Below are 6,006 nucleotides of genomic sequence, written 5' to 3' on the forward strand. Positions count from 1 at the left end.
GCTGCCGACCGCGCGCAGAATCCAGCGGAAGACCTGGTCACGAAGCTGATCGAGGCCGACATCGACGGCCACAAACTTTCCGACGACGAGTTCGGCTTCTTCGTCATCATGCTGGCGGTGGCCGGCAACGAGACCACCCGCAACTCCATTACCCAGGGCATGATGGCGTTCACCGACTTCCCCGATCAGTGGGAGCTGTACAAGAGGGAGCGGCCAGCCACCGCGGCCGATGAGATCGTCCGGTGGGCCACCCCGGTCACGTCGTTCCAGCGGACGGCGTTGGAGGACTACGAGCTGTCCGGCGTGCAGATCAAAAAGGGCCAGCGGGTGGTGATGGTGTACCGCTCGGCCAATTTCGACGAGGAAGTCTTCGACGACCCGTTCACGTTCAACATCTTGCGTGATCCCAACCCGCACGTGGGATTTGGCGGCACCGGTGCGCATTACTGCATCGGGGCCAACTTGGCGCGGATGACGATCGACCTGATGTTCAACGCGATCGCGGATGCTATCCCCGATCTGGAATCGATCGGCAAACCTGAGCGGCTGCGTTCGGGCTGGCTCAACGGCATCAAGCACTGGCAGGTCGACTACCACACCAACGGGGCAACCAAACACCCTGTCGCGCACTAGCATCAACGCATGCCTACGCATCGAGCTGTTCACGTAGAGTCGGCCGGCGCAGCGTTAGAGCTGGTCGATGTCGAAACCAAGCCACCCGGCCGTGATGAGGCGCGGCTGACGGTCACCGCGTGTGGGATCTGCGGCACGGACGCGCACTTTGTCTCGGGTGGCTTCCCGGACATGACGTGGCCGTTGACGCCCGGGCACGAAATCGCCGGCACTATCGCCGAGCTCGGTGCGGGTGTCGAGGGGTTCGCGGTCGGCGATCGCGTCGCGGTCGGGTGGTTCGGCGGGTGCTGTTACCACTGCGATCAGTGCCGAAAAGGCCTTTTCATTCATTGCGAGAACGGGAAAATCCCGAGTTACCAATATCCGGGCGGATATGCGGAGTCGGTGACTGTCCCGGGGAGCGCGCTCGCTCAGATACCGGCAGGTCTATCCGACGCGGAAGCCGCGCCGATGGGCTGCGCCGGCGTTACCACCTACAACGCGTTGCGCCACACGAAGGCGGTGCCGGGCGACCGGGTCGCCATCCTCGGTGTCGGCGGGCTCGGCCACCTCGGGGTGCAGTTCGCCCGGGCGATGGGTTTTGAGACCATCGCAATCGCCCGCGGCAGCGGCAAAGAGGAGGACGCCCGGAAGTTGGGCGCCCACCACTACGTCGACTCCACTGCCGGCGATCCCGCCGAAGCGCTGAAGGCTCTCGGTGGCGCGGCGGTCGTGCTGGCGACCGCGGGCAACTCGCCGGCCATGGCCGCAACGGTCGGCGGAATATCGCCACAGGGTGAGCTCGTCACCATCGGCGTCACGCCTGAACCGTTGCCGATCAGCCCCATCCAGCTCATCACGCCGGGGGTCAGCATCGTCGGCCATCCGTCCGGCACCGCGAAAGACGTCGAAGACACCATGCATTTCGCGGTTCTCTCCGGTGTTCGGGCGTGGATCGAAGAGCTACCGCTGTCGCAGGCCGCCGAAGGCTATGCGACTTTAGAGCAGGGGCGAGCTCACTACCGCACAGTTTTGACCATGTGACACAGTCGGTCGGTGACCGATATCTGGACTCTTCCCGCATCGGACGGTGAGTTATTGGTTCACACCGGTGTCGCCGGCCGGGCGTCGAAGATGGGTCATCGGCTGACCATCGTGATGCGACGCTGGCAGGCCGCGGTGCGGTGGTCGGATGGTGCACCCGTCGCAGCGCAGGTCACAGTCGACGTTGATTCGCTCGAAGTTCTGCGTGGCGAAGGTGGCCTGACGCCATTGTCCGGACCGGAGAAGATCCTGGTGCGGTCCAACGCTTTACGACAGCTGGGTGCCGCACGATTTCCCCAGATCTGCTTCGACGCCGACAGCATCGACCAAAGCCAGGACGTTTACCGTATAGCCGGAACGCTGCAAATCCACGGAAAGACTCGGCCACACGTAATCGACTTGTGCACTGAGGATCTCGGCAAGGTTTGGCGGCTGTCCGCTCAGGCCGTCGTTCGTCAATCCGACTTCGGGGTCAAGCCATATTCGTTGTTGATGGGCTCGCTAAAAGTCGCCGACGACGTCAACATCGTGTTCACTGCGCAGCGAGCCAAAGACACTTGAGCAACCGAAGGGAGTAAAAGATGCGGATCGGAGTTGTGTTCCCGCAGACCGAAATTGGCGCCGACGCGGGTGCAGTGCGGGCCTACGCCGAGCATGTCGAAGGGCTTGGGTTTGCCCACCTTCTTGCCTACGACCACGTCGTCGGCGCCGATCCGAAGGTGCACGCCGGCTGGGACGGCTTTTATGACGTGCACGACACCTTCCATGAACCGCTGGTGACGTTCGGCTATCTCGCCGCGGTCACTACCTCACTGGAACTGGTGACCGGCATCGTGATCCTGCCGCAGCGACAAACCGTCCTGGTTGCCAAGCAGGCGGCGGAGGTGGACCTGCTCAGCGGCGGCCGGCTACGGCTGGGTGTCGGACTCGGCTGGAACGCGGTCGAATACGAGGCACTGGGCGAAGACTTTTCGAACCGCGGCAAGCGCAGCGAAGAGCAGGTGGACCTGATGCGCAAGCTATGGACCGAACAGACCGTCACCTACCACGGCACGTATCACCGGGTGACCGGAGCCGGACTGGCGCCGCTGCCGATCCAGCGACCGATTCCGGTGTGGTTCGGGGCGGCGTCGCCACGCGCATGCCGGCGCGCCGGTCGCCTCGGCGACGGCTGGTTTCCTATGGTGGGCCCCGGCCCGAAACTCGATCAGGCGCTGCAAGAGGTATCGCAAGCCGCCACGGAGGCCGGCCGAGACCCCGCCCAAATCGCCATGGAAGGCCGGGTTTCGTGGAACGGCAACGCCGATGACCTCGCCGAAGGTCTTCGGGTCTGGGCCGATGCGGGCGCATCGCATGTTGCGATCAACACGATGAACGCCGGGCTGGCGTCGGTCGACGACCACCTTGCCGCGTTGACCACCGCCGCCAAAACCGCCGAAGCTTTCGCGGGTTAGCGCTGCCCGAAACAGCCGGAGCCGCTTGAGCATTGGGAATTCCGGTGACTATGGCGGCGGCGCACCCGGATTAGGTGGCGGGCCTTGCCCCGGTGCCGGTTGGCCCGGCGCCGGGTCCTGCTGACCGTGCAGGCGCTCAAGCAGCTTGGTTAGCCGTGGATGTGGATCCGGAGGCGGAGGCGGAGGCGCGACCGGCGCTGGCGGTGGCGGCGGCGGAACCGGTGCGGCGGCTGGAAGTTGGGCCGACGGTTCGTCGGAAGCCACGGTCTGCGGCTGGGCAGCGGCGGGGGCTTGGGTCGGTTGCTGGACCGGTGCAGGTGGCGGCGCTGGTCGCGCAGCGGGCACCTCGACGGCCGCCGGCTGCGGAGCCGGGGCTTGTACGACGCGAGGAGTGGCCGCTTTATGGACCACATGTTGGACCGGTCCGGTACCTCGGTCGGGAACCAGATGCTGGCCCAGGGCAAACGACAGTGATGCGACGAACGTGACCGCACCGGCGACGAGCATCGTCAACGCCCCGGCGTAGGAGTTTTGCCGGGCGCTGCGCCGCTCCCCCCGCTCGCCGTCGACGGCGTCGACCGTCTCGGCTTCCGGGAATCCCGTGCTCTCGGTCGATGCGAGAGCAGCCCCACGTGCCAGCGCCAGCTGCGCGCCGATCTGCGTGATGACCGGCACCGGAACCGCTTTCTCAAGCCGCCACGACAGCGCTTCGAGGTCCTCATCGGGACCGACGATCACGATGCCGCCCGGTTGCCATGAACTCCGGTCGAACAGGGTGGTCAGCCATCCGACCAGGCGACCCGCGCCGCCGGTCAGCTGCTTGATGGCCGTCTGCGGCTCGTCGTCGCAGGTGTCGACCATGACGACGATCGTCGAATCGCCGTCCAATACGCAGACGGCGGCCGTTTCATAGCCGACGACTGGCGCTATCGCCCGGGCCAACATGTCGCAAGCCTGGTGCAGCCGAATCGGGACAACATTGTGGAAGCCGGCGTCGGTCAACGACTCCAGCAGCAGCGCAGCCTCTGCAGCCGCCTCGTCGCTCCAGGTGACACCGATGACGTGAAGTCGATGGTCATAGTTGGCCGCTGTCGCTTGAGCGTCCAATACTGCCGCGCTGGTCTGCGCTGAGGTGTTGACTGCCCGCACCCCGCTGCCGGTATCCACGTGGAAATCGTCGTGATCGAGGATGGTGCCGTCGGCGTCGCGGCCTTCCACCAGGACCCAGCCGACCGACGTGGATGTCAGCGACAGCCCAAGTACCGTGTCCAAATCTGCACCTCAATCGTGCCCCAACGCCCATGTGCCGCCGCCAGCACGAAACCGTCGATGCGGGTTGGTTCGTGTGCTGCGGAAGGACCGGGACAGCGTGGTCTCGTCGGTCTACCCCGGGTGAGCCTACGCGCTCCTCGCGACGACAGTTGAACGGGCGTCAACACCACCCTGCGGCGCCGCGATCACCTGCGACGTCGCGTGGGGTGGTCGAATTCCGGCTGGTCAAAGCGCATCAGAAAGTTGCCACAAACGGCTGCCTGGCTCGCTCACTACTGGCTCTGCGCAGGTGGCGGCGGCCGACACCAAATCGAGACAACTTTGCGTCCTGATCGACATATGGAATACCACACGGTAAGTTTTGCCATTAGCGCGATGGCCTACGACAAGGGACAGGGATGACATACGTGAACGAAAAGATGCGTGGCTGGGTGCGGCGACTGACGGTCGCCGCTATTGCTGCCGCCGCATTGCCGGGCCTCGTCGGCCTTTTCGGCGGAGCGGCAACGGCAGGGGCATTCTCCCGGCCCGGCCTTCCGGTCGAGTACCTGCAGGTACCTTCAGGATCGATGGGCCGCAGCATCAAGGTCCAGTTCCAGAGCGGAGGGGCCAACTCGCCGGCCGTGTACCTGCTGGACGGCTTGCGCGCCCAGGACGACTACAACGGCTGGGACATCAACACCCCGGCCTTCGAGTGGTACTACCAGTCCGGATTGTCGATCGTCATGCCGGTGGGTGGGCAATCCAGCTTCTACACCGACTGGTACAACCCGGCTTGCGGTAAGGCCGGTTGCCAGACCTACAAATGGGAGACCTTCATGACCAGCGAGCTGCCGGGATACCTGGCCTCGCAGAAGAGCGTCAAGGCGAACGGCAGTGCGGCGGTCGGTATCTCGATGGCCGGTGCATCTTCAATGAACCTGGCGATCTACCACCCTGGTCAGTACATCTACGCCGGTTCGCTGTCCGGCTACCTCAGCCCGTCCACCGGGCAGGGCTGGATAGGCATGGCGATGGGTGATGCCGGCGGCTTCAAGAAGGAAGACATGTGGGGGCCAGACGGCGACCCGGCATGGGTACGCAACGACCCCACGATCAACGTCGGCCAACTCGTCGCCAATAACACCCGGCTCTGGGTGTACTGCGGCAACGGGACTCCGAACGAACTGGGTGGTGCCAACTTGCCGGCCACGTTCCTTGAGAGCAATTTCATGATCGGCGGCAACAAGAAGTTCCAAGACGCTTACAACGCCGCGGGCGGCCACAACGCCGTGTTCAACTTCCCGGCCTACGGCACGCACAGCTGGGAGTACTGGGGCGCCCAGCTGAACGCCATGAAGGGTGATCTGCAGGGCGCCCTGGGCGCCCACGCGGGCGGCTAACCCTCCCGAGAAAACTGCGCTTGACGGTGATCCGTCAAGCGCAGTTTTCCTGGTGGGCCGGTCAGTGCAGTTGGTCGGTGATGTCGATCCATGCCGTCGAGTCGCCTCGGTGGTTGTTCATGTTGTTGCACTGGCCATAGATACGGGCGACTCCATGTTGTTCAGAATCGCTGTCCTGGTAGAGAATCGCGGTGACACCGGCCTTGGAAAACGTTTTGCCGACCAAGGCCCGATTCGGCGGT

Annotated in this window: 6 protein-coding genes and 1 pseudogene; 5 read left to right on the forward strand and 2 right to left on the reverse strand. The window is 64.6% G+C overall.

The features are described from left to right. From WAN71_RS15165 to WAN71_RS15180, 4 genes are all read left to right on the forward strand, one after another. On the forward strand, positions 1-633 hold a 633-nt coding region (locus WAN71_RS15165; RefSeq protein ID WP_422226117.1), incomplete at its 5' end, for a cytochrome P450. Positions 634-642: 9 nt separating this feature from the next. After that, the gene (locus WAN71_RS15170) at positions 643-1,656 is read left to right on the forward strand and encodes an alcohol dehydrogenase catalytic domain-containing protein (RefSeq protein ID WP_422226118.1); all 1,014 of its coding nucleotides are present in this window, start codon (positions 643-645) and stop codon (positions 1,654-1,656) included. Positions 1,657-1,677: 21 nt separating this feature from the next. Then, positions 1,678-2,217 (forward strand): YceI family protein, encoded by a 540-nt coding sequence (locus WAN71_RS15175; protein WP_422226122.1) that lies wholly within the window; start codon positions 1,678-1,680, stop codon positions 2,215-2,217. Between the two features lie 20 nt (positions 2,218-2,237). Next, positions 2,238-3,110, forward strand: a complete 873-nt coding sequence (locus WAN71_RS15180) for an LLM class F420-dependent oxidoreductase (RefSeq protein WP_422226119.1) — start codon at positions 2,238-2,240, stop codon at positions 3,108-3,110. Between the two features lie 48 nt (positions 3,111-3,158). Here WAN71_RS15180 and WAN71_RS15185 read toward each other — a convergent pair whose 3' ends face one another. Then, positions 3,159-4,382, reverse strand: a complete 1,224-nt coding sequence (locus WAN71_RS15185; RefSeq protein ID WP_422226120.1) for a DUF7159 family protein — start codon at positions 4,380-4,382, stop codon at positions 3,159-3,161. Positions 4,383-4,780: 398 nt separating this feature from the next. Here WAN71_RS15185 and WAN71_RS15190 point away from each other — a divergent pair, with 398 nt between their 5' ends. Further along, positions 4,781-5,764 carry an esterase family protein gene (locus WAN71_RS15190; protein WP_422226121.1) on the forward strand — a complete coding sequence of 328 codons (984 nt, stop codon included), beginning with the start codon at positions 4,781-4,783 and terminating at the stop codon, positions 5,762-5,764. Between the two features lie 61 nt (positions 5,765-5,825). Here the strand turns inward: WAN71_RS15190 and WAN71_RS15195 are convergent. Next, positions 5,826-6,006 (reverse strand): annotated as a pseudogene (locus tag WAN71_RS15195) (hypothetical protein); the annotation flags it as partial.

Source organism: Mycobacterium sp. (assembly GCF_049280035.1).
GTDB lineage: Bacteria > Actinomycetota > Actinomycetes > Mycobacteriales > Mycobacteriaceae > Mycobacterium.

What these genes read in the sequence shown, in the direction of transcription:
- WAN71_RS15170 (WP_422226118.1), top strand. Translation starts at nt 643, where the DNA reads ATGCCTACGCATCGAGCTGTTCACGTAGAGTCGGCCGGCGCAGCGTTA.
- WAN71_RS15180 (WP_422226119.1), top strand. Translation starts at nt 2,238, where the DNA reads ATGCGGATCGGAGTTGTGTTCCCGCAGACCGAAATTGGCGCCGACGCG.
- WAN71_RS15190 (WP_422226121.1), top strand. Translation starts at nt 4,781, where the DNA reads ATGACATACGTGAACGAAAAGATGCGTGGCTGGGTGCGGCGACTGACG.